General features: G+C 66.4%; 23 protein-coding genes. 19 read left to right on the forward strand and 4 right to left on the reverse strand.

The window, feature by feature from the left end; all coding sequences use genetic code 11:
• The first annotated feature begins 21 nt into the window (after nt 1–21).
• From ACUY1T_RS20230 to ACUY1T_RS20255, 6 genes are all read left to right on the forward strand, one after another.
• A complete protein-coding gene (locus ACUY1T_RS20230) occupies nt 22–1,155 on the forward strand; it encodes a metal ABC transporter solute-binding protein, Zn/Mn family (protein ID WP_446025366.1) in 1,134 nt (377 codons plus the stop codon).
• Nucleotides 1,156–1,531: 376 nt separating this feature from the next.
• Nucleotides 1,532–2,755, forward strand: coding sequence for an ABC transporter substrate-binding protein (locus tag ACUY1T_RS20235; protein ID WP_446025367.1), 1,224 nt, complete (start codon nt 1,532–1,534; stop codon nt 2,753–2,755).
• A 243-nt stretch (nt 2,756–2,998) separates the two neighbouring features.
• Nucleotides 2,999–4,543, forward strand: a complete 1,545-nt coding sequence (locus tag ACUY1T_RS20240) for a fatty acyl-CoA synthetase (RefSeq protein WP_446025368.1) — start codon at nt 2,999–3,001, stop codon at nt 4,541–4,543.
• A 3-nt stretch (nt 4,544–4,546) separates the two neighbouring features.
• Entirely contained in the window at nt 4,547–5,704 is a 1,158-nt protein-coding gene (locus ACUY1T_RS20245; RefSeq protein ID WP_446025369.1) for an acyl-CoA dehydrogenase family protein, read from the forward strand.
• A gap of 52 nt (nt 5,705–5,756) precedes the next feature.
• On the forward strand, nt 5,757–6,947 hold the full coding sequence (gene bktB, locus ACUY1T_RS20250; protein ID WP_446025370.1) for a beta-ketothiolase BktB: 1,191 nt from the start codon (nt 5,757–5,759) through the stop codon (nt 6,945–6,947).
• 43 nt (nt 6,948–6,990) lie between these two features.
• Nucleotides 6,991–8,643, forward strand: a complete 1,653-nt coding sequence (locus ACUY1T_RS20255; protein WP_446025371.1) for a fatty acid--CoA ligase — start codon at nt 6,991–6,993, stop codon at nt 8,641–8,643.
• A gap of 1 nt (nt 8,644) precedes the next feature.
• On the opposite strand, the gene ACUY1T_RS20260 is transcribed toward ACUY1T_RS20255, so the two are convergent.
• Nucleotides 8,645–9,661, reverse strand: coding sequence for an AraC family transcriptional regulator (locus ACUY1T_RS20260; RefSeq protein ID WP_446025372.1), 1,017 nt, complete (start codon nt 9,659–9,661; stop codon nt 8,645–8,647).
• Between ACUY1T_RS20260 and ACUY1T_RS20265 the strand changes: the two genes are divergently transcribed.
• The 8 genes from ACUY1T_RS20265 (at nt 9,642) to ACUY1T_RS20300 (ending at nt 17,247) form a co-directional block, all read left to right on the forward strand.
• Nucleotides 9,642–10,037, forward strand: a complete 396-nt coding sequence (locus tag ACUY1T_RS20265) for a nucleotidyltransferase domain-containing protein (RefSeq protein WP_446025373.1) — start codon at nt 9,642–9,644, stop codon at nt 10,035–10,037. The genes ACUY1T_RS20260 and ACUY1T_RS20265 overlap by 20 nt on opposite strands.
• Nucleotides 10,034–10,561, forward strand: coding sequence for a hypothetical protein (locus tag ACUY1T_RS20270; RefSeq protein ID WP_446025374.1), 528 nt, complete (start codon nt 10,034–10,036; stop codon nt 10,559–10,561). The genes ACUY1T_RS20265 and ACUY1T_RS20270 overlap by 4 nt, the downstream gene beginning before the upstream one ends.
• A 48-nt stretch (nt 10,562–10,609) precedes the next feature.
• Complete coding sequence (locus tag ACUY1T_RS20275) at nt 10,610–11,308, forward strand: ABC transporter ATP-binding protein (RefSeq protein WP_446025375.1); 699 nt, start codon at nt 10,610–10,612, stop codon at nt 11,306–11,308.
• Nucleotides 11,308–13,809 (forward strand): FtsX-like permease family protein, encoded by a 2,502-nt coding sequence (locus ACUY1T_RS20280; RefSeq protein ID WP_446025376.1) that lies wholly within the window; start codon nt 11,308–11,310, stop codon nt 13,807–13,809. Before ACUY1T_RS20275 ends, ACUY1T_RS20280 begins: the two co-directional genes overlap by 1 nt.
• On the forward strand, nt 13,806–14,966 hold the full coding sequence (locus tag ACUY1T_RS20285; protein WP_446025377.1) for a lipocalin-like domain-containing protein: 1,161 nt from the start codon (nt 13,806–13,808) through the stop codon (nt 14,964–14,966). Before ACUY1T_RS20280 ends, ACUY1T_RS20285 begins: the two co-directional genes overlap by 4 nt.
• Before the next feature lie 19 nt (nt 14,967–14,985).
• On the forward strand, nt 14,986–15,900 hold the full coding sequence (locus ACUY1T_RS20290; RefSeq protein ID WP_446025378.1) for a LysR family transcriptional regulator: 915 nt from the start codon (nt 14,986–14,988) through the stop codon (nt 15,898–15,900).
• An 81-nt stretch (nt 15,901–15,981) separates the two neighbouring features.
• Nucleotides 15,982–16,425: a DoxX family protein gene (locus ACUY1T_RS20295; RefSeq protein ID WP_446025379.1), complete on the forward strand. Its 444-nt coding sequence runs from the start codon at nt 15,982–15,984 to the stop codon at nt 16,423–16,425.
• 84 nt (nt 16,426–16,509) lie between these two features.
• Nucleotides 16,510–17,247 (forward strand): DODA-type extradiol aromatic ring-opening family dioxygenase, encoded by a 738-nt coding sequence (locus ACUY1T_RS20300; protein ID WP_446025380.1) that lies wholly within the window; start codon nt 16,510–16,512, stop codon nt 17,245–17,247.
• Nucleotides 17,248–17,266: 19 nt separating this feature from the next.
• Here the strand turns inward: ACUY1T_RS20300 and gloA are convergent, their stop codons facing one another.
• On the reverse strand, nt 17,267–17,800 hold the full coding sequence (gene gloA / locus ACUY1T_RS20305; protein ID WP_446025381.1) for a lactoylglutathione lyase: 534 nt from the start codon (nt 17,798–17,800) through the stop codon (nt 17,267–17,269).
• A 137-nt stretch (nt 17,801–17,937) separates the two neighbouring features.
• Here gloA and ACUY1T_RS20310 point away from each other — a divergent pair, with 137 nt between their 5' ends.
• Nucleotides 17,938–18,468, forward strand: a complete 531-nt coding sequence (locus ACUY1T_RS20310) for a C40 family peptidase (RefSeq protein WP_446025382.1) — start codon at nt 17,938–17,940, stop codon at nt 18,466–18,468.
• A gap of 54 nt (nt 18,469–18,522) precedes the next feature.
• Nucleotides 18,523–19,137: a thiamine phosphate synthase gene (gene thiE / locus ACUY1T_RS20315; protein WP_446025383.1), complete on the forward strand. Its 615-nt coding sequence runs from the start codon at nt 18,523–18,525 to the stop codon at nt 19,135–19,137.
• A 49-nt stretch (nt 19,138–19,186) separates the two neighbouring features.
• On the opposite strand, the gene mntR is transcribed toward thiE, so the two are convergent.
• Nucleotides 19,187–19,669 carry a manganese-binding transcriptional regulator MntR gene (gene mntR / locus ACUY1T_RS20320; protein WP_446025384.1) on the reverse strand — a complete coding sequence of 161 codons (483 nt, stop codon included), beginning with the start codon at nt 19,667–19,669 and terminating at the stop codon, nt 19,187–19,189.
• A 166-nt stretch (nt 19,670–19,835) separates the two neighbouring features.
• Between mntR and ACUY1T_RS20325 the strand changes: the two genes are divergently transcribed.
• Genes ACUY1T_RS20325 through ACUY1T_RS20335 form a run of 3 tightly spaced genes read left to right on the forward strand, consistent with a single transcriptional unit; the run spans nt 19,836 to nt 22,444 of the window.
• A complete protein-coding gene (locus ACUY1T_RS20325) occupies nt 19,836–20,747 on the forward strand; it encodes a metal ABC transporter solute-binding protein, Zn/Mn family (RefSeq protein ID WP_446025385.1) in 912 nt (303 codons plus the stop codon).
• Nucleotides 20,740–21,528: a metal ABC transporter ATP-binding protein gene (locus ACUY1T_RS20330; protein ID WP_446025386.1), complete on the forward strand. Its 789-nt coding sequence runs from the start codon at nt 20,740–20,742 to the stop codon at nt 21,526–21,528. Before ACUY1T_RS20325 ends, ACUY1T_RS20330 begins: the two co-directional genes overlap by 8 nt.
• A 43-nt stretch (nt 21,529–21,571) precedes the next feature.
• The gene (locus ACUY1T_RS20335) at nt 21,572–22,444 is read left to right on the forward strand and encodes a metal ABC transporter permease (protein WP_446025397.1); all 873 of its coding nucleotides are present in this window, start codon (nt 21,572–21,574) and stop codon (nt 22,442–22,444) included.
• On the opposite strand, the gene ACUY1T_RS20340 is transcribed toward ACUY1T_RS20335, so the two are convergent.
• Nucleotides 22,441–23,316: a DMT family transporter gene (locus ACUY1T_RS20340; RefSeq protein ID WP_446025387.1), complete on the reverse strand. Its 876-nt coding sequence runs from the start codon at nt 23,314–23,316 to the stop codon at nt 22,441–22,443. The genes ACUY1T_RS20335 and ACUY1T_RS20340 overlap by 4 nt on opposite strands.
• Between the last annotated feature and the right edge of the window lie 240 nt (nt 23,317–23,556).

Raw genomic sequence — 23,556 nt, forward strand, 5'->3', positions numbered from 1 at the left:
TATCACCTGAGGAGACTTTCCATGCGACACGCTACATCCGCTGCCCTGATGCTGGGCGCCTCGGCCATGCTGGCGCTGCCTGCCGCCATTGCCGCCGAACGCGTTCAGGTCGTCACCAGTTTCAGCATCCTGGCCGACATGGTGCAGAACGTGGGCGGCGAGCATGTGGAGGTCACCCCGCTGGTCGGCCCCGACAGCGATACCCACGTCTTCTCCCCCAGCCCGCGTGACGCTCGCTCGCTGGCCGATGCCGACCTGGTGGTGTTCAACGGCCTGCTGTTCGAAGGCTGGATGGAACGGCTGATCGACTCCAGCGACTACCGCGGTCCGCTGGTAACGGCCACTGACGGTATCGACAAGCTCGACTACCATGGCCACGATCATGGCCATGCCCATGGTCACGACGACCATGAAGATGACGATGACCATGATGACCATGGCCACGACGATCACGACGATCACGGCCACGATGACCACGACGATCACGGCCACGACGATCACGACGATCACGGCCACGATGACCACGACCATGACGACCATGACGAGCACGATCATGGCGACGACGACCCGCACGGCTGGCAGGATCTGGCCATGGGCAAGATCTACGTGGTCAACATCCGCGATGGCCTGATCGAGGCGGACCCGGACAACGAGGCCGCCTACCGCGAGAACGCCGAGCGCTACATCAACGAGTTGGAAGCCACCGACGCCGAAATCCGCGAGCTGCTGGGCGAGGTCCCGTCTTCCACCAGCGTGATCACCGGCCACGACTCCTTCGGCTATTTCGCCAACGCCTATGGCATTCGCTTCCTCTCGCCGGTAGGACTCTCCACCGAAGCCGAACCCAGCGCCGCCGACATGGCACAGCTGATCGACGTGATTCGCAAGCAGAACGTACGCGCCCTGTTTCACGAGAACATGACCAGCCCGGCGGTGATCAACCAGCTCGCCGAAGAGACCGGCCTGGAGATTGCGGGCACGCTCTACGCCGATGCGCTTGCCTCGGAAGGCGAAGCCAGCACCTACCTGGGCATGATGCGCCACAACGCCCAGGTGCTGCATGACGCCCTGGCCGAGCCGGGCCATAACGATGACGATGACGATGACGACCACGGCCACGGCCACGATGATCATGGCCACGGTCATAGCCATTGAGGCCTAATCGATAGTATCCACAGGGGTGCCAGCGGCACCCCTTTTTCGTACTCCCCCTTCAAGCCTTCCTGCTACTGACTGACTCAGGCGTGTTTTATTGAGACCCGTGGCACGTTCTGCATTTGCATTCTTTGAACGAAAGTCTCACCTCCCTCTTTGCCATGAAAATATGGCACGAAATGCAAAGACTGTGGCGCGATGCGTAAACCTGGCCAACCACTTTTTTCCTACCATGAACGAGCATTCATAAGGGCATAGCCGCCCACACAAGGCAGCCCACACCCTTTGCACAAAAGTTCACCAGATTATGCACAGACTTATCCACAGCTCGCTCTGGTAATGCCAGACGCCACAACAACAAGCCAAAGGCCACACAATGACAACGACACGCCGCTTCGCTCTGGGTGCGCTTGCCGCCTCCATCCTATTTGCCGGTCAGGCTGCACAGGCCGAAATCACCGACAACGAGATCCGCATCGGCTATCTGGCCGACATGTCGGGCCCCTACCGCGACCCCATCGGCCCCATGGGGCTGGATGCCATCCAGATGGCCATCGAAGACGTGGGTGGCAGCGTGGCCGGCGCCAGCATCGAGGTCTTCAGCGCCGACGACCGCAACAGCCCCGACGTGGGCTCGAGCGTGGTGCGCGAGTGGATCGACCAGCGCAACGTCGATATGGTCACCGGCCTGGTGGCCTCTTCGGTCACCCTGGCCGCCGTTGGGCTGCTGGAAGAGGAGAACCGCCTGGGTCTGGTCAACGGCGCCGTCTCCTCCGGCGTGACCAATGAGAGCTGCTCGCCCAACCACATTCATTGGGTCTACGACACCTGGGCGATGTCCAACGGTACCGCCAAGGCGATCACCCAGGAAGGCCATAAGAACTGGTACCTGCTGAGCGCCGACTACGCCTTCGGACACGCCCTGGAGGGCGACGTTGAAAGAGTGGTCACCGAGAACGGCGGAAGCGTCGTGGGCAAGGCACGCCACCCCTTCCCCAGCAGCGACTTCTCCTCGTTCCTGCTGCAGGCCCAGGCCTCCGGCGCCGACGTGATCGCACTCAATAACGCCGGCTCCGACACCATCAATGCCATTACCACCGCCGGCGAATTCGGCATCACCCAGGCGGGCCAGGTGCTGGCCGGCATGGTGCTGTTCAGCACCGACGTGCGCAGCATCGGCCTCGATGCCGCCCAGGGGCTGCAGTTCACCAAGGCCTGGTACTACGACCTCAACGACGAAACCCGCGCCTGGGCCGAACGCTTCCGCGAGCGCACCGGCAGCATGCCGACCATGGTTCACGCCGGACTCTATTCCAGCACCCTGCACTATCTCCAGGCAGTCGATGCCGTCGGTACCGACGAGGCCCAAGCCGTGCGCCGGCAGATGGCGGCAACACCGATCAACGACATCTTCGCCACGGGCGGCTACATCCGCGAGGACGGCCGCATGGTGCATGACATGTACCTGGTCGAGGTGAAGACGCCGGAAGAATCCCAGAACGAGGACGACCTGTTCCGCGTGGTGCGCACCATTCCCGCCGAGGAAGCCTTCCGCCCGCTATCTGAGAGCCAGTGCCACCTGGTGACTAACGGTGCCTGACACGACGGGAGGAACCGGTATGACATCCAGCGATTTTGACGCCTCTCTCCTTGCCGTCCTTTGCCCTGAGGAGCGGGATATCCGCCCCGCTTCCGAGGAACGGGCACTCGCCCAGGCACAAGCGCGAGAGGATGAAACTGGGCAGCGAGGCACCCCGGAGAGCGTCGACGGCAGCGCCACCGGGACAGGCTTGCTCCCCCTGCACCTGGTCCGGGCATCTCACGGGGCAAGGAGGAACTGGAGATGACAGCATCACAGCGTATTCAGCAGCACACCATCGGCGCCGCGCTCAGCCGCAGCGCGCGCAAGCATGGCGACAAGCTGGCGCTGGCCTTCGAGGGCCGGCGCTGGAGTTACGCCGAGCTGAACCGGGCGGTGAACCGGGTCGCCAATCGCCTGCTTGCGGCGGGTCTGTCGCCAGGCGACCGCCTGGCGGCCTACGGCAAGAACTCCGACGCCTACGTGATCGCCTGGCTCGCCGCCACCCGCGCCGGCCTGGTGCACGTGCCGATCAACTTCGCCCTGAGCGCCGACGAGCTGCACTACATCCTCGAGCAGTCCGGCGCGACTGGGCTGCTCAGCGACCTGAGCCTGGCCGAGAACGTGACGAAGGCGAGCGGAGGGCTTGGCCTCACGCTCTCCGGCACCCTCCATGCGGAAGCGTCGGAAGGCTTCGACGTACTGCAAACGGCCCTAGACCAAGACAGCGACGCCAGTGAGCCGGGCGTGGCCGTGGCAGCCGACAGCCTGGCCCAGCTGCTCTACACCTCGGGCACCACGGCCGCCCCCAAGGCGGCGATGATGACTCACCAGGCGCTGCTCGCCGAGTACATGGCCTGCATGGTGGAGCTGGATATCAAGGGCGACGAGCCGATGCTGGCCGCCCTGCCGCTCTATCACTCGGCGCAGATGCACGTCTTCCTGATGCCGGGCTTGTTGCTGGGTGCTCCGGTGCACCTGCGCATGGCGCCGCTGCCTGACGACTGCCTGGCGCAGATCGCCAGCGAGGGCATCGCCTCGTTCTTCGCCCCGCCCACGGTGTGGATCGGCCTGCTGCGTCATCCCGACTTCGACACCTTCGACCTCTCCACGCTGAAGAAGGCCTACTACGGCGCTTCGATCATGCCGGTGCCGGTATTGGAAGAGCTGCAGCAACGCCTGCCCGGCGTGGGGCTCTACAACTGTTATGGCCAGAGCGAAATCGCTCCGCTGGCCACCGTACTGCGCCCCGAGGAGCACGCCGAGCGCCCGGCATCGGCGGGCCGCCCCATCCTCACCGTGGAGACCCGCGTGGTCGACCTGGAGTTGAACGACGTGCCGCATGGCGAGCATGGCGAAATCGTCCACCGCTCACCGCAGCTGCTCACCGGCTATTGGGACAAGCCCGAGATGACCGAGGAAGCCTTCGCCGGCGGCTGGTTCCACTCCGGCGACGTGGGCTACTTCGACGAGGCGGGCTATCTCTACATCGTCGATCGCATCAAGGACGTGATCAACACCGGTGGCGTGGTGGTGGCCAGCCGCGAGGTGGAAGAGGGCTTGTTCAAGCACCCTGCCGTTTCCGAAGTCGCCGTGGTGGGCCTGCCCGACGCGAAGTGGATCGAGGCGATCACCGCCGTGGTGGTCACCAAGGAAGGCGCCGAAGTGAGCGAAGAGGAACTGATCGCCCACGCCAAGGCCCACATGGCGCCCTACAAGGTGCCCAAGCGGATCCTGTTCGCCGAAGCCCTGCCCAAGAGCACCGCCGGCAAGATTCTCAAACGCCACCTGCGCAAGGAGCTGGGCTGATCCATGAGCACGCCGCAAGACGACCTGACGCCGCTGTTCCACGACACCATCCGCCGCTTCCTCGAGCAGGAAGTGGCGCCCCACTACGAGGCGTGGGAGGCCGCCGGCGAGATGCCACGCTCGCTGTGGCAGAAGCTCGGCGAAGCCGGCCTGCTGGGTATCGACCTGCCCGAGGAGCTGGGTGGCAGCGGCGCCGACTTCGCCATCGTCCAGTTGGCGCTGGAGGAGATCTCGCAGCAGGGCTTCGGCGGGTTGGCCAGTGCCTACAACATTCACGCCAACATCGTGATGCCCTACCTGCTGCACATCGCCACGCCGGCCCAGCGCGAGCGCTGGCTGCCGGCCATGGCCAGCGGCGAGGCGATCGGCGCCATCGCCATGACCGAGCCCGGCGCGGGCAGCGACCTGGCGGCAATGAAGACCCGCGCCAGCCGTACCGAAACGGGTTGGCGGCTGGACGGCAGCAAGCTCTTCATCACCAACGGTCAGGTGGCCGACCTGGTGATCGTCTGCGCCAAGACCGACCCCGCTGCCGGCGCCCGCGGCGTCTCGCTGTTCCTGGTCGACACCTCGCTTGCCGGCTTCTCCCGCGGCCAGCCGATCAAGAAGATCGGCCAGCACGCCAGCGACACCGCCGAGCTGTTCTTCGATGACCTGCGCCTGCCCGAAGATGCCCTGCTCGGCGAAGCGGGGGCCGGCTTTGCCTACCTGATGCAGGAGCTGCCCCGCGAGCGCCTCGGCGTGGCGGCCCAGGCGCTGGGCGCCATGGAGGGCGCGCTGGCGCTGACCCTCGACTACGTGCGCGAGCGGCGCGCCTTCGGCCGCGCCGTGGGCGACTTCCAGAACACCCGCTTCACCCTGGCCGAGGTGCGCGCGCAGATCGACATGGGCCGCGCCTACTTCGAGCAGTGCGTGACCAAGTACCGCCAGGGCGAGATGAGCGCCACCGACGCCGCCATCTTGAAGCTTCAGCTCAGCGAGATGCAGTGCCGCACCATCGACGCCTGCCTCCAGCTGTTCGGCGGCTATGGTTATACCCGGGAATACCCGATCTCGCGTTTCTACCTGGATGCCCGCGTGCAGACCCTCTACGCCGGCACCTCGGAAATCATGAAGGAAGTGATCGCCCGCTCGCTGCTTGGCAAGAGCGACGCCGCCTGATCGCTTGCTCACGGCAATTCAGAAGGGCAATTCAAGAAGACAGGAGAACTCCATGCGGCTCGATTCCGTCGTCATTCTCGGCAGTGCGCGCACTGCCATCGGCAGCTTCGGCGGCAGCCTGGCCGGGCTCGCCCCGTATGAGCTGGGCACCGTTACCGCCCGCGAGGCGCTGGCCCGTGCCGGCGTCGAGGCTGGCGAGATCGACCACGCCGTCTACGGCCATATCATCACCACCGGGCCGCAGGATGCCTACCTGGCCCGGCACATCGCGCTGGAAGCCGGCGTGCCCGAGGGTGCGGCGGCCTTCAACGTCAATCGCCTGTGCGGCTCCGGCGTGCAGGCGATCCTCTCGGCGGCACAACAGATCGTGCTCGGCGACAGCCGCCTGGCACTGGCCGGCGGCGCCGAGTCGATGAGCCGCGGCGCCTACTTGCTGCCGCCCCAGGCGCGCAACGGCCTGCGCATGGGTCACGCCAACGTCACCGACCTGACGCTGGGCGTGCTCAGCGACCCCTTCGGCAGCGGCCACATGGGCGTGACCGCGGAGAACATCGCCAAGCGCTGCGGGCTCGGCCGCGAGGAGATCGACCGCTTCGCCCTGGAAAGCCACCGCAAGGCTGCCCGCGCCATCGCCGAGGGCCGCTTTGATGAGCAGATCGTGCCGGTCACGGTGCGTGAAGGTAAGAACGAACGGCAGTTCGACCGTGACGAGCACGTGCGTGACGGCGTCACCCTGGAAGATCTCGCCCGGCTCAAGCCCGCCTTCGCCAAGGAGGGGGTGGTCACCGCCGGCAACGCCTCAGGCATCAACGACGGCGCCGCCACCCTGGTGCTGGCCCACGCCGACGAGGCCAGTCGCCGCGGACAGACACCGCGAGCCCGGCTGATCTGCGCCAGCACTGCCGGGGTCGAACCCAGCCTGATGGGCCTGGGTCCGGTTCCCGCCGTGCGCCGCTGCCTCGACGAGGCCGGGCTTTCCATCGCCGATATCGACGTGATCGAGTCCAACGAAGCCTTCGCTGCCCAGGCCATGGCGGTGGCACGTGAGCTCGACTTCCCCGCCGAGCGGCTCAACCCCAACGGCGGCGCCGTGGGGCTGGGGCATCCCGTCGGCGCCACCGGCGCCATCCTCACCATCAAGGCGCTGGCCGAGCTGGAACGCACCGGCGGCCGCTATGGGCTGATCACGCTGTGCATCGGCGGCGGCCAGGGTATTGCCCTGTTGATCGAAAGGACGGCTTAGGCAAGCGCCCTCTCAGGACGGATACAAATACAAGGAGCCGCATATGAACACCGTCACACCGAAGATCCTCCCCGCCACGCCCTCCGCGACCAACCCGCCGCTGCTGATCGGCGAGCTGCTCGATTCGGGCGTGCGCATGGCCGGCAACAACCAGATCGTCTACCGCGACCTGAGCCGCCACGACTACCGGCGCTTCCGCGAACGGGTACATCAGCTCGCCCACGTGCTCAGCACTCAGGGCGTAAAGGCCGGTGACGTGGTGGCGGTACTCGACTGGGACAGCCACCGCTACCTGGAGGCGTTCTTCGCCATTCCCATGCTGGGCGCAGTGCTGCACACCGTTAACGTGCGCCTGTCGCCGGAGCAGATCCACTACACCATGGAGCACGCCGAAGACGACTTCGTGCTGGTACACGAGGACTTCGTGACGCTGCTCGAGCCGCTTTCAGAACGTCTGCCGCGCATACGCGGCTACCTGCTGTGCCAGGATGCTCCTGCCGAAATACAGAGTTCGCTGAACCTGGTCGGCGAGTACGAGGCGCTGCTGGCCGAGCAGCCGACCCGTTACGACTTTCCCACCTTCGACGAGAATGCGGTGGCCACGCTGTTCTACACCACCGGCACCACCGGCAACCCCAAGGGCGTGTTCTTCACTCACCGCCAGCTGGTGCTGCACACCTTGGGCGAGGCCAGCACCTTCCAGACGCCGGGGTTCGAGCTGCTCAACCGCGACAAGGTGTACATGCCGATCACCCCGATGTTCCACGTGCATGCGTGGGGCGTGCCCTACACCGCCACGCTGATGGGCGCCACCCAGGTCTACCCGGGGCGCTACGAGCCGGAGATGCTGGTCAAGCTGCTGGTGGGCGAGAAGGTCGACTTCTCCCACTGCGTGCCGACCCTGCTCAACATGGTGGTCAGCGCCGAGGCGATCGCTTCGGGCAAGGTCGATCTCACCGGTTGGAAGGTGCTGGTGGGCGGCAGTGCCCTGACCCAGCCGCTGGCGCAGAAGGCGTGGGAGCTCGGCATCGACACCCGCAGCGCCTACGGCATGTCCGAGACCTGCCCGCTGCTCACCGCCGATATACTGCCCAAGGACATCAACGAGGCCGATTTCGCCACCCAGCTGCCATGGCGCTGCAAGGCCGGCGTGGCCGTGCCGCTGGTGCATCTTCAGGTGGTCGACGAGAGCGGCACACCGCTGCCCCACGACGGTGAGAGCGTCGGCGAAGTGCGCGTGCGCGCCCCCTGGCTGACCCAGGGCTACTACAAGGAGGAGATACGCAGCGAGGAGCTGTGGCGCGACGGCTGGCTGCACACCGGCGACGTGGCGGTGGTAGACGAGCGCGGCTTCCTGCAGATACGCGACCGCATCAAGGACGTGATCAAGACCGGTGGCGAATGGATCTCCTCGCTGGAGCTGGAAAACCTGATCGGCCAGTGCCCGGGCATCTCGGAGGTGGCGGTGATCGGTGTGGCCGACGAGAAGTGGGGCGAACGCCCCGCCGCGCTGGCGGTACCCAGCGACCTCAACGCTCCGCCCAAGGCCGAGGAGGTCCAGGCGTTCCTTGAACGCTTCGTCGAGGAGGGCCGCATCAACCGCTGGGCAATTCCCTCCTTCGTGCGCTTCGTCGATGAAATTCCCAAGACCAGCGTGGGCAAGCTCGACAAGAAGCGAATCCGTCAGGAGGTGTGAATCAGGCAGGCTGAGGCAAGGCCGCGATCGCCCGCCGATAGGCGGCGGGTGAGTTGCCCGTCCACGCCTTGAAGGCGCGGCTGAAGCAGGCTAGATCGCGAAACCCCAGCTCGTCGGCAATGGCCAGCAGCGGCCGTTCGGAGCGGATCAGGGCCTGGATGGCGAAGTCGCGCCGGAACTCGTCCTTCACTGCCTGGAAGTGGGTGCCCTCGGCAGACAGCCGACGCGCCAGGGTGCGTACCGACATGTGCAGCGCCCGCGCGACGTCGTGCACCGAGCCCGACGTGGCCAGGTTCCTCGCCAGGTGCTCCCGCACCCGGTGCGACACCAGCCGCTCTTCGAAGGAGACGTAGAACCAGTCGGCCGGTGCCCGGCGCAGGAAGGCGCCCAGGTGCTTCTTGGTCTGGCGGATCGGCTGCTCGAGCAGGGCGGCGTCGAAGTAGATGGCGGTTTGCGGCCGCTCGAAGCTCACCTTGCCCGGGTAGAAGTAGAGGTAGTCGGCGCTGTGAGCCGGCTGAGGATAGGCGCACTCCATCTTCACCGGCGGGATCTTGCGCGCGATCATCCACGAACTGATGCCGTGGAACAGCTTGAGCATCAGCTCGTGCACCAGGATACGACTGCCCGCCGGTGGCCGGTGCTCCACCAATGCCACCCGCGCCAAGCCATTCTCGACGCGGTACTCGTAGCCGAAGTCGTCCAGCACGATGCGGAAGAACAGCGTGTAACGGTGCAGCGCCACCTTCAGCGTCGGCGCTTCCAGCACACTCAGGCACAAGAGTTTCAGCGTGCCCCCGCGCAGCGGCCGCGAGAAGAACCCCGGCGTCTCGTCGTCATGCTCGTTGACCAGGAGCCGATAAAGGGTGGCGAACTGCTCCACGGTGACCCGCCCATGGGGCGCCGCGAGCAGGAACGGCGAGATACCCGCGCGGGCGAGATAGGCCTCACGGGCCGCCTCGCTCTCGGGCACGCCGCGAAACAGCTCGTTGACGAAATGCATGGATACCGTGACGGTCAAGGCTGGCTCACCTACAAGCGTAATATTGCGTAATGATGCTAGACTCATCATGCCATTGATGGAGCACACCGCAATGCGCCTGACACATGAACAGGTTCATATCATCCTGACGACTGTCCACGATATTATCGGTGGAGACGTCGAAGTGCGGTTGTTCGGCTCTCGCCTGGACGACAACCGCAAGGGCGGCGATCTCGATCTTCTGCTCATCTCTTCAAGTCCGCTGCCACGCCTTTCCCTGGCCGAGATCAAGTGCAAGCTCGAAGAGAGGCTTTACCTGCCTGTGGATATTTTGGCTTACTCGCGGGACAGGAAGCCTTCGCCTTTCCAAGCCATTGCCCTTAATCAAGGTTGCCCATTGAAAGAGGCGGCATGACACACGACCTGCTCGAAGAACAGCGACTCCACCTTGCCAGGCTGCTCGAAGCCATTCAGCGCTGCGCATGGTTTCTTCATCAGTCTGATGGCAAGCTCGAGTGGCCGATCGATGCTGCCCAGTTGGAAGCGCAGAAGAAGGACGTCGACCTGTTCGAAACCTTGGCTGCCATCAATGAGCGATTTGCCAAGCTGCAGGACTCCCTCGCTTCCGCCATGCGGCACAGCGCCCTGCTGATGGGTGAGCCTACCGACAGCTTCCTGAAGGTACTCGCCTTTTTCGAGAAACAGGGTGTCGTCGAATCAATGGATGACTGGCAGCGCTGCCGCATGGTTCGAAACATGGCAGCACCTGACTATGCCACGGACTACAGCGAGATCGCTGAGCATTTCAACTTGCTCCATGACCTCAGCAAGATGCTGTTCCAGACAGCACGCAGGTTGCTCGATCTTTGCCAGCGCCTGATCGGGATTGAGCCCGCCTCCGCCGACTTCAGCAACGAGTTCGAACGCATCTTCGCCTGAGCCGTCCGCTTGTGGGACGATGAGCCTTTACCCAAGGAAGGCCCGGCCATGCTCGAATTTCGCCAGGTTCACAAGACCTACGCCACGCCCCAGGGGTCGCTTGCAGTGCTGGAAGGCGTCGACCTCGAACTGCGGGCCGGCAAGAGCCTGGCGCTGATGGGCGAGTCCGGCAGCGGCAAGTCGACACTGCTACACCTGGCGGCAGGACTCGACCTGCCGGATGCCGGCGAGGTGCTCGTTGCCGGTCGTTCGATCTCCACGCTGGACGAACCGGCCCGCGCCCGGCTGCGCCGCGATACCCTTGGCCTGGTGTTCCAGCAGTTCCACCTGGTGCCGAGCCTGAACGTCATCGACAACCTGCGCCTGCAGGCACGGCTGGCCGGGCGCGAGCAGCCTGACTGGTCAGCGCATCTCATGCAGCGACTGGGACTTGCCGGCCTCGAGCGGCGCTACCCGGAGCAGCTCTCGGGTGGCCAGCAGCAGCGCCTGGCCATCGGCCGCGCGCTGGCACCGCGCCCCGCCCTGCTGCTCGCCGACGAGCCCACCGGCAACCTCGACGAGACCACTGCCGACGAAGTTCTCGAACTGCTGCTGGATTTGGTTCGAGAAGCCGGCAGCGCCCTGCTGATGGTGACCCACAGCCCCCGGGTGGCGGCGCCGCTGGACCGCTGCCTGCGCCTGACCCATGGCCGGCTTGACCCGGCCCATGCAGTAGAAAGGTCAGAACGAGAGCCGAGCCGCCGCTGATGCTGACTGCCTTCGCCACCCTGCTCTCCCACTACAAGCGCCATCCGGGCCAGCTCGCCATGCTGCTGCTCGGGCTGTGGGTGGCAAGCGCGCTGTGGAGCGGCGTGCAGGCGATCAACGCCTCGGCCCGCGACAGCTACGCCCGTGCCGAGGCGCTGTTCTCTACAGGGCTCGACCGCCTGGAGCGCCGCGACGGCGAGCCGCTGACCCGTGCCGACTTCCTGCGCCTACGCCGCGACGGGTTGCCGGTATCACCCTTGCTGGAGGGCACCATCGAAGCCCCCGACGGCACCCGGCTGACGGTGATCGGCATCGACCCCTTTACCCTGCCCGGCGACAGCGCCTTCGCCGCCGCCTCGAGCCAGGGCGAGCTGACCGATTTTCTCACCCCGCCGTGGCAGACACGCATCGCCCCGGACACCCTGCCCGCCCTGGGCCTGAGCCACCGCGAGGCACCGGGCGCCGAGCCACGCCTGGCCGTGGGTCGCCTGCCGCCGCTGACGCTGGCCCCGGCGCTGCCGCCCGACACCCTGGTGATGGATATCGCCGCCGCCGCGGCGCTGCTCGACAGCGGCGAACGGATCACGCGGCTGGTCACCGTTCCCGAGGCACTCGCTCAGGCCCCGGCAGGGCTGGTGCTGACCCGCACGGCCACCCTGGTCTCGCCCGGCCAGCTCACCGAGAGCTTCCATCTCAATCTCACCGCCATGGCGCTGCTGGCGCTGGTGGTGGGGCTATTCATCGTGCAGGCCGCGCTGGGCCTGGCGCTGGAGCAGCGTCTGGGGCTGCTGCGTACGCTGCGTGCGCTGGGTGTATCGGGGCGCGGCCTGGTCGCCCTGCTCGCCCTGGAGCTTCTGTTGCTGGGTTTCACTGGCGCCCTGGCCGGCATCGTCAGCGGCGTGTGGCTGGCGCGCGTGCTGCTGCCCGACGTGGCGGCCACCCTGGGCAGCCTGTACGGCGCCGATGTGGCGGTGACTCTCAACCTACCCTGGCACTATTGGCTCGGCGGGCTGGCCGTAACCCTGGGCGGGCTGCTGCTGGCCGGCAGCGGCGTGCTGTGGCGGGCGGCACGGCTGAGCGTGCTGGGGCTGGGTCAGGCCCAGGCCTGGCGCGCCGGCTTCCTGCGCCAGCTGCGATTCATGAGCGCCGCAGGCGCCATCGTCGCCCTGGTGGGCCTGGCCCTATGGGCGTGGCTGGCGCGCCAGCCCGCCGGCGAGGGGCAGCTGGCCGGTTTCGGCCTGGTCGGTGCCCTGCTGCTCACCAGCGCCCTGCTGCTGCCGCCGCTGATCACTCAGCTGCTAGCCGGGCTCGGCCACTTGCTGCGCCGCCAGCCCTTGGCCCAGTGGGCCCTGGCCGACCTGCAGCTCCAGCTACCGCGGCTGGCACTTGCCATGATGGCGCTGTTGATCGCGCTTTCCGCCAACCTGGGCGTGAGCAGCATGGTCGGCGGCTTCCGCCTCACCTTCCTCGACTGGCTCGACCAACGCCTGGTGGCGGACTTCTACCTGCGCCCGCCCGTCGAGCAGCACAATGACATCCACGCCTGGCTGGCCGAGCGCCCCGAGGTCGAGGAGTTGCTGCCCACCCGACGCAGCGAGGCCACCCTGCTTGCCGTGGAACGCGACGAAGAAGTTCGCGGGCTGGCGCTGGCGGTGGGCGTCTACGGTATCACGCCCGGCGCGGCGCTGATCCCAAGCTGGCCGCTGCTCACGACCCAGGCCGGCGGGCGCGATGCCGCCTGGCAGGCGTTCGCCGCGGGCGAGGCCGCCTTCGTCAACGAGCAGCTCGCCATCGACCTGGGGCTCGCCCCGGGGGACCGGCTCACGCTCACTGCGCCGGGCGGGCAGGAGACGCTGCCGGTGGCCGCCATCTACCCCGACTACGGTAATACCCAAGGCGAAGTGCTGCTGGCCACATCGCAGTTGGCCAGCCGCTTCGCCGCCCCGCCGGGCTCCATCGGCATCGTGCTGGCCCAAGGTCATACTGGCACAGCACTGAGGGAGGGACTGCGCCAGCGCTTCGCGATCGGCAGCGACGAACTGGTGGACCAGCGCGAGGTAAAGCGCATCGCCACCGGCATCTTCGAGCGCACCTTCACCATCACCCGGGCGCTCTCCGCGCTGACCCTGGCGGTGGCCGCGCTGGCGCTGCTGGCGAGCCTGCTGGCCCAGGCCCGGGAACGTCGTCGCCAGCTGGCCCCACTATGGGCGCTGGGCGTGCCGCGTGCGCGGCTGGTGACGGTACAGCTGGCCCAGCTCGGCGGCGCAGCCTTCGTCGTCGGCGCCCTGGCGCTGCCGCTGGGCATGCTGCTGGCGCTGGGGCTGGTGGCGGTGATCAACGTGGCGGCCTTTGGCTGGCGCCTGCCGCTGTACGTCTTCCCCGGTGAGATGGCCCTGACGCTGGCCACCGCGGTGGGCGTGGCCCTAGTGGCGGCCATCCTGCCGGCAGTCAAACTCTGGCGCACGCCACCCCGCGCCCTGCTCGCGGAGGAGGCCACATGATGCGCATCGTCGCATTGGCCACTCTACTGGCCGTGTTCTCGCTGGTGGGCTGCGGCGACGAGACATCACCCGCTCAGACGGCCGGCTTCGCCGGATTGGGCGAGGAGGCCGATGACTTCGCCCAGGCCCATGAAGGCATTGCCTTGAGCTTCCCCGAGGACCACGCCGCTCACCCGGACTACCGCATCGAGTGGTGGTACCTCACCACCAACCTCACGGATGAGCACGGCGAGTCCTTGGGCCTGCAGTGGACGCTATTTCGCCAGGCGCTCACTGCACCGGACGAGCGCCCCGCACCCAGCCCCTGGGCCGCCGACCAGTTGTGGATGGCGCACATGGCGGTATCACAAGGCGAGAGCCACCGGGTGGCCGAGCGCTTCGCCCGCAGCCATTCGAGCGACGAGGATGGGCAGGCGGGCGCGGTCGCCGAGCCCTTTCGCGCCTGGATCGATCACTGGCAGTTGGCCAGCCATAGAGAAACATCAGACGAAACGTCAGACGATGAGCCCGACACCTTCGCCGAACTGGAACTGACAGCCCACCAGGACGACGAGTATGGCGGCTTCGGCTATGCGCTGACCCTTACCGCCGAAGGGCCGCTGGTGCTGCACGGCGACGCCGGATTCAGCCAGAAATCGGCCGACGGCCAGGGTTCGATGTACTACAGCCAGCCGTTCTGGCGCATCGAAGGAGAGGTGACGCTGGATGGCGAGACGCGCGCGGTGCACGGGCGCGGCTGGCTCGACCGCGAATGGAGCAGCCAACTGCTGGACGAGCGCCAGCAGGGCTGGGACTGGTTCTCGCTGCACCTGGAGAGCGGCCACAAGCTGATGGCCTTTCAATTGCGCGGTGGCGGCGAGGACGGTGGCGACTACCGTTCGGGCACCTGGATCTCGCCCGAAGGCGAGCCCACCGCACTGGCGCCGGACGAGATCGCCATGAGACCGCTCGAAACGCAGCAGGTCGCGGGGCGCGAGGTGCCGACCCGCTGGCGCCTCGAGGTTCCCCGCGCCGGCATTGAGCTGATCGTCGAGGCAACCCACGCCGAACGCTGGATGGACACCAGCGTGCCCTACTGGGAGGGCGAAGTGGTCGCGCGCGATGCCGATAGCGGGGAAGATAAGGGCATGGGCTATCTGGAAATGACGGGTTACTGACGCAGCGCGAGGAGGGACCATGAACCTGCTGGACGCCATGACCGCCTATGTGCGCGTCGCCGAACTCGGCAGCTATACCCGAGCGGCCGAGACGCTGGACCTGTCGCGCACACGGATTTCACGGCTGATCATGGAGCTTGAGAGCCACCTGGGCGTGCGGCTGTTGCAGCGTACCACCCGGCGCCTGCACCTCACCGAGGCCGGCGAGAGCTACCTGGCCCGCGCCCAGGGCATCCTGCAGGCGCTGGAGGAGGCCGAAGCCGAGCTGGGCGCCGGCAGCACCGAGGTGTGCGGCCGGCTGCGGGTCAACGGGCCGATGTCCTTCGGCATGCGCTTTCTCTCCCCTGTCATCGCCCGCTTCATGCTCGAGCATCCTTCCCTGGAGGTACGCCTCGACCTCAACGACCGCCGGGTGGACCTGCTGGAGGAGGGCTACGACCTGGCGATCCGCATCGGCGAACTTCCCGACTCCAGCCTGGTGGCGCGCCGCCTGGCGCGCTGCCGCATGGTACCGTGCGCCTCGCCCGAGTACCTGGCTCGCTTCGGCGAGCCGCGCACGCTGGCCGAACTGGCCGAGCACCGCTGCTTGCGCTACCGCACGGCCAGCGGCACCGACTGGCAGTTCGGCAGCGAGCGCCTGGCGGTCCATGGCCCGCTGGAGAGCAACAACGGCGACGTGCTGACCCAGGCCGCCGAGGCCGGGCTGGGTATCGCCCACCAGCCAAGCTTCCTGATCAACGAGAGCATCAAAAGCGGGCGCCTGGTGCCGGTGCTGGTCGAGGAAGCCAGCGTGACCATTGGCATTCACGGCGTTTACCCCGCGCGACGCCACCTGCCGGCCAAGGTCGAGCGCCTGCTCGATTTCCTGGCCGAGGCCTGGGGCGATCCTCCCGAGTGGGAACGTGAGATGGGATTGTCGCCTCTCGCGCAATGATGTTGTTCGCCTAGCGGTGATTATCCCAGGAAGCGTGCAGCGTAAAGTGAAGGCATCCCTGACAACAACGGAGTCCTTCCCATGCAAACGCAAGCCACGCAAGCCAGCCCCACGCTGGCCAACGCTTCCCAGACCCAATCCCTCCAGGCCCATGCCACCGCCTTGCTTCGTATCTCGCTCGGCGTCATGGCCCTGGCCCACGGCCTGCTCAAGGTATTCGTCTTCACCGTACCCGGCACCGTCGGCTACTTCGAATCGATCGGCCTGCCCGGCTTCATCGCCTACCTGACCATCTTGGCCGAAGTCGGCGGCGGCCTGGCCCTGCTGCTCGGCGTCTACACCCGCTGGGTGAGCCTGGCGTTGATTCCGGTACTGCTCGGCGCCGCCTGGGTGCATGCCGGCAACGGCTGGGTCTTCTCCAACCCGGGCGGTGGCTGGGAGTACCCGGTGTTCTGGGCGATCACCCTGCTGGTGCAGGCCGGCCTCGGCAGCGGTAGTCTGGTCGTCAGCCGCCGCTTCGCCTGAGCGGCATTCGCCCCGCTGTCTTCCACAACCTATCCTTCCCACGATGGCGTCGCCCCGCGGCGCCATCCGTCGAGGAGCATCGCCATGTTGCCCAGCCTGTTCATTTCCCACGGCTCGCCCATGCTGGCCCTCACCCCGGGGCCGGCGCACGACTTCCTACGCGAACTCGGCGCCGGTCTTTCGCCCAAGGCGATCGTGGTGGTGTCGGCCCACTGGGCCAGCGAGGGCCTGCTGGTAAGCGTCAGCCAGCAACCCGAGACCATCCACGACTTCGGCGGCTTTCCCCGTGAGCTCTACGAGTGCCAGTACCCGGCACCGGGCGAGCCGGAACTGGCGCTGCGCCTAGCACGCAAGCTCAATGCCGTGCCGGTGGAGCGCGGCCTGGACCACGGCGTCTGGGCGCCGCTGTCGCTGATGTTTCCCGAAGCGGATATCCCGGTGGTGTCGCTGTCGCTGCCGGTGACCTGGTCGAATCAGGCCCTGATGGCGCTGGGCGAGAAGCTGGCGGCGCTGCGTGAAGAGGGCGTACTGGTGATCGGCTCGGGCAGCCTGACCCACAACCTCAGCGAGATGCAGGTGCAGGGCACACCGATGCCGGCCTGGGTCGGCGAGTTCGCCGACTGGGTGCACGAGAGATTGACGAACGGCGAGCGCGACGCGCTGCTGGCGTGGGAAACCGCGCCCCAGGCAAGACGCAACCACCCCACCCCCGAGCATTTCCAGCCGCTGCTGGTGGCGCTGGGCGCGGGCGGAGAAGCCAGCCGGCTGCACCACAGCGTGGAGCATGGCGTGCTGGCGATGGATGTCTACGCCTTCGCCTGAGGGCGGGCCCGGGATCAGATCAATCCCCCAGGGCGGCCAGGCGGTCGGCCTGGACCACTTCGATCCAGTAGCCGTCGACGTCCTTGACGAACACCACGTCCTTCATCTTGCCCTGGTCGGAGCGCTTCACGAATTCCACCTCGTTGGCGTCGAACCACGCCTCGGCGGCCTCGAGGTCCGGTACCGAAAAGCAGATATGGCCGAAGCCCTGGGGCTGGGCGTTGCCGTCGTGGTAGGCGAAGTCTTCCTGGCTCTCGGTGCCCCAGTTGTGGGTCAGCTCCAGCAGGCCCTTCTGGCGGAAGGTCCAGACCGTGCGCTCGCCCTCGTCCTCGGGCGCCTGCTCGTTCGCGTTCAGCTTGGCCAGGAAATAGAGCGAGAAACCCAGCTCTTCGAAATCGAGCCGGCGCAGGACCTGCATGCCGAACACACGGGTGTAGAAGGCCAGCGCCTTTTCCGGATCCTTGACCCGCAGCATGGTGTGATTGAGGCGAAAACCCTGCGACTCCGCCGTCGGGGCCTTCACGCCGGGGTGTTGCTCTCCCTTGAAGCTCATTGTCTCTCTCCCTTGCTATCGCATACGTAGCCACGATGATGCGGATCGCTTCGACGTTTTTCCAGCGACGAGCGGCTGCCATGGACGCACGGTTCGCGCTAAAGTAGGAAAAGTACCGCTGCGTAGAGCGACTGCCGATGTCGATCCCGTTCTGGTTATCTCCGCTTACACCGAGGCCTTCCCATCACGGCGCCCGGCGCCTGCTGCGCTATTTGACCTGCCTGCTTGCGCTGGCACTGCTGGCCGGCTGCGCCAGCCGCGACCTGGCCACCCATGACCCGCGGCCCGGCTCGGATGCCCTTTCCATCGAGCGGGCGCTGATACTCGCCACCGCCAAGAGTGCCTTGGGCACCCCCTATCGCCTGGGTGGGAATTCCGCGGAGGGGCTCGACTGTTCGGGCCTGGTGGAGATGGCCTACCGCTCGGCGGGTATCAAGGTACCGCGAACCGCCGACGAGCAGTACCGCGCCCTGCCGGCCGTCGACCGTGCCCAACCCGGTGACCTGCTGTTCTTCGGCGACCGGCGCAAGGCCACTCACGTGGGCATCTACCGCGGCAACGGCCAGATGATCCACGCCCCGGGCAGTGGCCGTAAGGTCGTAAGCGTGCCGCTGCATATCGACTACTGGCAGGATCGTTTTTTGGGTGCCGCCAGCCCCGCCCCCTGACGCCACTACGACGAGGGGGTAACATGGAGGGCCCACCAATCTTCCGGTGATACGATGCACCTCGACCTCTCTCTCTACTTGGTAACCGACCCCGAACTCTGCGCCCGCCATGGCCTGGTGGAAACCGTGGTGGCCGCGGTGCGCGGTGGCGTTACCGTCGTGCAGCTGCGCGACAAGCAGGCCTCCGATGGCGAGATGATCGATCAGGCGCGGCGCCTGAAGGCGGCGCTGGCCGGCAGCGGCGTACCCTTGATCATCAACGATCGCCTGGCAGTGGCGGTGGCGAGCGGCGCCGACGGCCTGCACATCGGCCAGGACGACGGCGACGTGGCCGCGGCCCGGGCCGAGCTGGGCGAGAAGGCCATTCTTGGCCTCTCGGTCCAGAACCACGACCAGCTTTCACGCCTCGACCCGGCCACACTGGACTATCTCGGCCTCGGCCCAGTGTTTGCCACCTCGACCAAGCGCAACCATGCCACGCCGCTCGGCTTCGACGGCCTGGCGTCACTGGTGGCGGCAAGCCCCCTGCCGGCGGTGGCCATCGGCGGGCTCAAGGCCGAGCACACCCGCCAAGTGCGCGCGGCCGGAGCCAAGGGGCCGGCGGTGGTGTCGGCGATCTGCGGGCAGCCGGACCCGGAAGCCGCCGCCCGGGCGTTCTTCGCCGATTGAAAAAGATGATTGAATAACGGGCAGGCGCGTAGCGCAGAGAGGCGCCAGCTCAGGAGCGTCGACGCTCCTGCTCGCGCGTAAAGCGCTGCATGACGTCCAGGGTTTCCTGGCTGACGTGGTGCTCCATGCCCTCGGCGTCGATTCGCGCCGTGTAATCGCTGACACCCAGGGCACGCAAGAACCTCAGCACGATGGCATGGCGCTGATGCGACATGTCCGCCATCGCCTCCCCTTTCTCGGTCAGGAACAGCGAGCGGTAGGGCTTGCTGGAAACCAGCCCCAGCGTCTTGAGCCGGGTCACCGTCTTCGACACCGTGGCCTGGCTGACCCCCATGCGTGCAGCGATGTCCGTCGAGCGCGCCTCGCCCTGATGCTTCAGCAGGTCGGCAATCAGCTCCACGTAATCCTCGAGCAGCTCGGTTTCATGGGCGTTGCGCACGGCGGCGTACTGCTGCGCATGCTGGTCGCTTGGCGGCAGGGCGTCCGCCTTGCTAAGGCGATCCGGCGTCACATCGTTCGGGGAGTCGGTCATCGCGCCAATATAGCCAAAGTACTGATAGGGCAGCAACTGAGCATTGATAGAAATTTCCTACTACCCTACAAGTTAACCTTGGCTAAAATACTAGCTATGCGCTTAGAAACTCACTGTAATGAAACAACCAACGTTCAACGGCTCCGCCGTCAGAGGAGAGTGACCGATGCCGGTTCCCAAGGGATTGATGCTGCTCAGCGCCCTCACACTGGCCCTATCGAGCATGAGCCATGCCGAGGAGCCACCGCTGCGGGTGGCGGCCACCTTCTCCGTGCTGGGGGACCTGGTACGCGAGGTCGCGGGTGACGATGCCCAGGTCGACGTACTGACCCCGGTCGGCGCTGAGGTGCACGAATGGGAGCTGGTGCCGAGCAACTTCATCATGCTCGAAAGGGCCGACGTGGTGTTCTACAACGGCTACGGCCTCGAGCAATGGATCGGCCAGGTCAACGCCACGGTGGGCGACGGCGTGCCGTTGATCGCCTTGGCCGAGCAGAGCGGCTACGCCACCCAGCCGATCGCCACCGGCGACTTCGCCGGCGAGGTCGACCCGCACATGTGGATGGACCCACGTGCCGCTGCCGAGTACGCCCGAGTGATCGCCGAAACCCTCGCCGAGGCACGGCCGGACGCTGCCGAGGCCTTCCAGACGCGTGCCGAGGCGCTGGGAGAATCGCTACATGCGCTGTACGACGAATTGACGGAAGCCCTCGCAGCCATTCCCGAGGAGAAGCGCCTGCTCATTTCCAGCGAAGCGGCCTTCCTCTACTTCGCCGACGCCTTCGGCTTCGAGCACGACGGCATCTGGGGCAACAATGCCGAGCAGGAGGGCTCGCCGAACCAAGTCATGCGCATCGTCGACATGATCGAGGAGAAACAACCGGCCGCCATCTTCTGGGAAAGCACCATTTCCGAGCGCCACGTGCGCAGCGTGGCCAGCGAGACCCAGGTGAAAATCGCCGGCCCGCTCTATGTCGATTCCCTCAGCGAGCCGGAGGGCGAGGCTCCGGATTATGCCGGCATGCTGCGCCACAACGCCCGACTGCTGCTCGAAACCCTGGGAGGTGGACATGACTGATCCCGTTCCGGCGCTGCAGGCACGACAACTCTGTGCGGCCTACCATCAGCAGACCGTGCTCGAGGACATCACCCTGTCGTTGCCCCAAGGACAATGGACGGCCATCGTCGGCCCCAACGGCGCCGGCAAGTCGAGCCTGCTCAACCTGGTGATCGGCAGCCTCGCACCGCTGCGTGGTGAACTGCGAATTCTCGGCGAGAGCCCCGCCGCACAGCGCCGCGCCGGCAACATCGCCTATATGGCCCAGCAGGAGAACATGGAGTGGGACTTTCCCATCTCGGTACGCGACACCGTACTGACCGGCCGCTACGGCCTGATGCGCCATGACCCGCTGTGGCAGCGCCTGGTGCCCCGGCAATGGGCCAACCCCAGCCACCGGCAGGCCGTGGAGGCCGCCCTGGAAGCCGTGGACATGGCCGACTATGCCGCACGCCCCATCGGCGAGCTTTCCGGCGGCCAGAAGAAGCGCGTGATGCTGGCGCGCGCCCTGGCCCAGCAGGCCAGGATCCTGCTGCTCGACGAGCCTCTGGCGGGCGTGGACCCCCCCAGTGAAGAGTTGATCCTCGCCACTCTCGAACGCGAGCGCAGCGCCGGACGTACCGTCATCATGGTGACCCATGACATGCCGAGCGCGCGCCGCCGTGCCGACAACGTACTGTTGATCAACCGTACCCTGATCGGCATGGGCACGCCGGATGAAATGCTCAGTGACGCCATGCTGGCTCGCTTGGCGGTGGGTGCACCCGACACCAAGCGCGGAGGTGTGCGTGTCGCAGCTTGAGCTACTGGCCCTGGGCGTGATCGATGCCCTGACGGCGCTGCTGATGATGGCGGTCAACCTGCTGCCCGAGAGCCTGGCTGCCCCCTTCGAATACCGCTTCATGCAGCGCGCCCTGCTCACCTCGGTGCTGGTGGGGGCGATCTGTGGCCTGCTCTCCTGCTATGTGGTGCTCAAGCGCTGGTCGCTGCTCGGCGACGCCATCTCCCATGCGGTGCTGCCCGGCGTGGCCATCGCCTATCTGCTGGGTTGGCCATTCTTCATCGGTGCCTTCTTCACCGGCGCACTGACCTCGCTGGGCATCGGCGCCATCGAGCGCCACACCCGCATCAAGTCGGATGCCGCCATGGGCCTGATGTTCACCGCTGCTTTCGCGCTCGGCATCGTGATCATCAGCAAGATCGCTACCAGCACCCACCTGATGCACATCCTGTTCGGCAACGTGCTGGGCGTGAAGACCTCGGCGCTGATACTGACGCTGATGGCCAGCCTGGTGGCACTGCTGGCGATCTGGCTGGCCTATCGCCCGCTGCTGCTCTACACCTTCGACCCGCAGCAGGCCCAGGCGCTGGGGTTCAATACCGGCGCCATCCACTACGGGCTGATCATGCTGCTGACGCTGACCATCGTCGCCAGCCTGGAAACCGTGGGTATCATCCTGGTGGTGGCGATGCTGATCACTCCCGGGGCCACGGCGCACCTGCTCACCGACCGCTTCACCACCATGCTGGCCATTTCGGTCGCCGTCGGCGTGACCTCCGCCGTGGTGGGGCTGGTGCTCTCGGTATCGCTGGATGTCGCCTCGGGCGGCACCATCGTGCTGGTGGCCTCGAGCCTGTTCCTCGTCGCCCTGCTGGCGGCCCCCCGGCATGGGCTGGTGGCTCGCCATTGGCGGCGCTGGCGATTGAACCGCGTTTAAGACGTGGGGCGGCGCTTCAGGGTCGTCCGACGGTCATGATAGGCGATCGCCAGGCCGCTGCCGATGATCAGCGCACTGCCGACGAACACCCAGACATCCGGCATCTCGCCCCAGAACCACCAGCCCAGTAGCACCGCCCACAGCATGGCGGTGTAGTCGAAGGGTGCGGCAATGGCCGCCGGGGCGAAGCGAAAGGCCATGGTGATGCAGGCCGTGGCGCCTACCCCGATCACCCCGGCACCGAGGAACCCAAGCCAATGCCAGGGATGGGGCGTCTGCCAGACCCACGGCAGGGTGACGGAGGTGATCACCAGCGGCACCAGGGTGATGTAGAACACCATCGCCCAAAGGTGTTCGCGGCCACCGTAGCGCCGCGAGGTGATCATCAGCAGAGCATAGAAAACCGCCGCGGCCAGCATGATCAACGCACCGGGGTGGAAACCCTCGCCGCCCGGCCGCACCACCACCATCACGCCGGCAAAGCCCAGTAGCGAAGCCGCCACGACTTGAAGATCGACCCGCTCGCCGAGCAGCGGCACCGAAAGCAGCGTGACGAACAGCGGTGCAGCAAAGGCAATGGCCGTTGCCTCGGCCAGTGGCAGCATGGTCAACCCCAGCACGAAGCAGCCCATGGTGCCGGTGTAGATCAGACCGCGCACCAGGTGAACCCCTGGCCGGCGGGTGCGCAGCTTGGTGAGCCCACCACCGAAGTGGGCCAGCACAGCGATCAGCGGCAACGAAACCAGGGTGCGAAAGAAAATGATCTGTAGCGGCGAATGCACTTCGCCCAGCCACTTGGCAATGGCATCGCCAATGGCGAGGCACAGCACGCCGGCACACATGAACAAAATTCCCCTCAATGACGGCGACATGGTGCCCCCCCCCCTCGGCTTCACCCCTGGCTGCCAAAAAACCACCCCGCCGACCGAAAGGGCGGCGGGGCTTGATGATTAACAACCTAATGGCTGGCGCAAGCGGCGGCAAGTGCGGCGCCTCAAAATGGCGCATTCCACCATGGGCGGGTCGACACCGGAATAGATACGGTCGCTAGGAGCATGGCCAGGCATTTCACGTTATGTTATAACGAATCATTCTCAGCGTTCAGCTAGCAA

The sequence above is a fragment of the Billgrantia sp. Q4P2 genome, from assembly GCF_052806135.1.

Coding starts and splice junctions, on each gene's coding strand:
- ACUY1T_RS20230 (WP_446025366.1), top strand. CDS start 22: ATGCGACACGCTACATCCGCTGCCCTGATGCTGGGCGCCTCGGCCATG.
- ACUY1T_RS20235 (WP_446025367.1), top strand. CDS start 1,532: ATGACAACGACACGCCGCTTCGCTCTGGGTGCGCTTGCCGCCTCCATC.
- ACUY1T_RS20240 (WP_446025368.1), top strand. CDS start 2,999: ATGACAGCATCACAGCGTATTCAGCAGCACACCATCGGCGCCGCGCTC.
- ACUY1T_RS20245 (WP_446025369.1), top strand. CDS start 4,547: ATGAGCACGCCGCAAGACGACCTGACGCCGCTGTTCCACGACACCATC.
- bktB (WP_446025370.1), top strand. CDS start 5,757: ATGCGGCTCGATTCCGTCGTCATTCTCGGCAGTGCGCGCACTGCCATC.
- ACUY1T_RS20255 (WP_446025371.1), top strand. CDS start 6,991: ATGAACACCGTCACACCGAAGATCCTCCCCGCCACGCCCTCCGCGACC.
- ACUY1T_RS20265 (WP_446025373.1), top strand. CDS start 9,642: ATGGATACCGTGACGGTCAAGGCTGGCTCACCTACAAGCGTAATATTG.
- ACUY1T_RS20270 (WP_446025374.1), top strand. CDS start 10,034: ATGACACACGACCTGCTCGAAGAACAGCGACTCCACCTTGCCAGGCTG.
- ACUY1T_RS20275 (WP_446025375.1), top strand. CDS start 10,610: ATGCTCGAATTTCGCCAGGTTCACAAGACCTACGCCACGCCCCAGGGG.
- ACUY1T_RS20280 (WP_446025376.1), top strand. CDS start 11,308: ATGCTGACTGCCTTCGCCACCCTGCTCTCCCACTACAAGCGCCATCCG.
- ACUY1T_RS20285 (WP_446025377.1), top strand. CDS start 13,806: ATGATGCGCATCGTCGCATTGGCCACTCTACTGGCCGTGTTCTCGCTG.
- ACUY1T_RS20290 (WP_446025378.1), top strand. CDS start 14,986: ATGAACCTGCTGGACGCCATGACCGCCTATGTGCGCGTCGCCGAACTC.
- ACUY1T_RS20295 (WP_446025379.1), top strand. CDS start 15,982: ATGCAAACGCAAGCCACGCAAGCCAGCCCCACGCTGGCCAACGCTTCC.
- ACUY1T_RS20300 (WP_446025380.1), top strand. CDS start 16,510: ATGTTGCCCAGCCTGTTCATTTCCCACGGCTCGCCCATGCTGGCCCTC.
- gloA (WP_446025381.1), bottom strand. CDS start 17,800: ATGAGCTTCAAGGGAGAGCAACACCCCGGCGTGAAGGCCCCGACGGCG.
- ACUY1T_RS20310 (WP_446025382.1), top strand. CDS start 17,938: ATGTCGATCCCGTTCTGGTTATCTCCGCTTACACCGAGGCCTTCCCAT.
- thiE (WP_446025383.1), top strand. CDS start 18,523: ATGCACCTCGACCTCTCTCTCTACTTGGTAACCGACCCCGAACTCTGC.
- mntR (WP_446025384.1), bottom strand. CDS start 19,669: ATGACCGACTCCCCGAACGATGTGACGCCGGATCGCCTTAGCAAGGCG.
- ACUY1T_RS20325 (WP_446025385.1), top strand. CDS start 19,836: ATGCCGGTTCCCAAGGGATTGATGCTGCTCAGCGCCCTCACACTGGCC.
- ACUY1T_RS20330 (WP_446025386.1), top strand. CDS start 20,740: ATGACTGATCCCGTTCCGGCGCTGCAGGCACGACAACTCTGTGCGGCC.
- ACUY1T_RS20335 (WP_446025397.1), top strand. CDS start 21,572: ATGATGGCGGTCAACCTGCTGCCCGAGAGCCTGGCTGCCCCCTTCGAA.
- ACUY1T_RS20340 (WP_446025387.1), bottom strand. CDS start 23,316: ATGTCGCCGTCATTGAGGGGAATTTTGTTCATGTGTGCCGGCGTGCTG.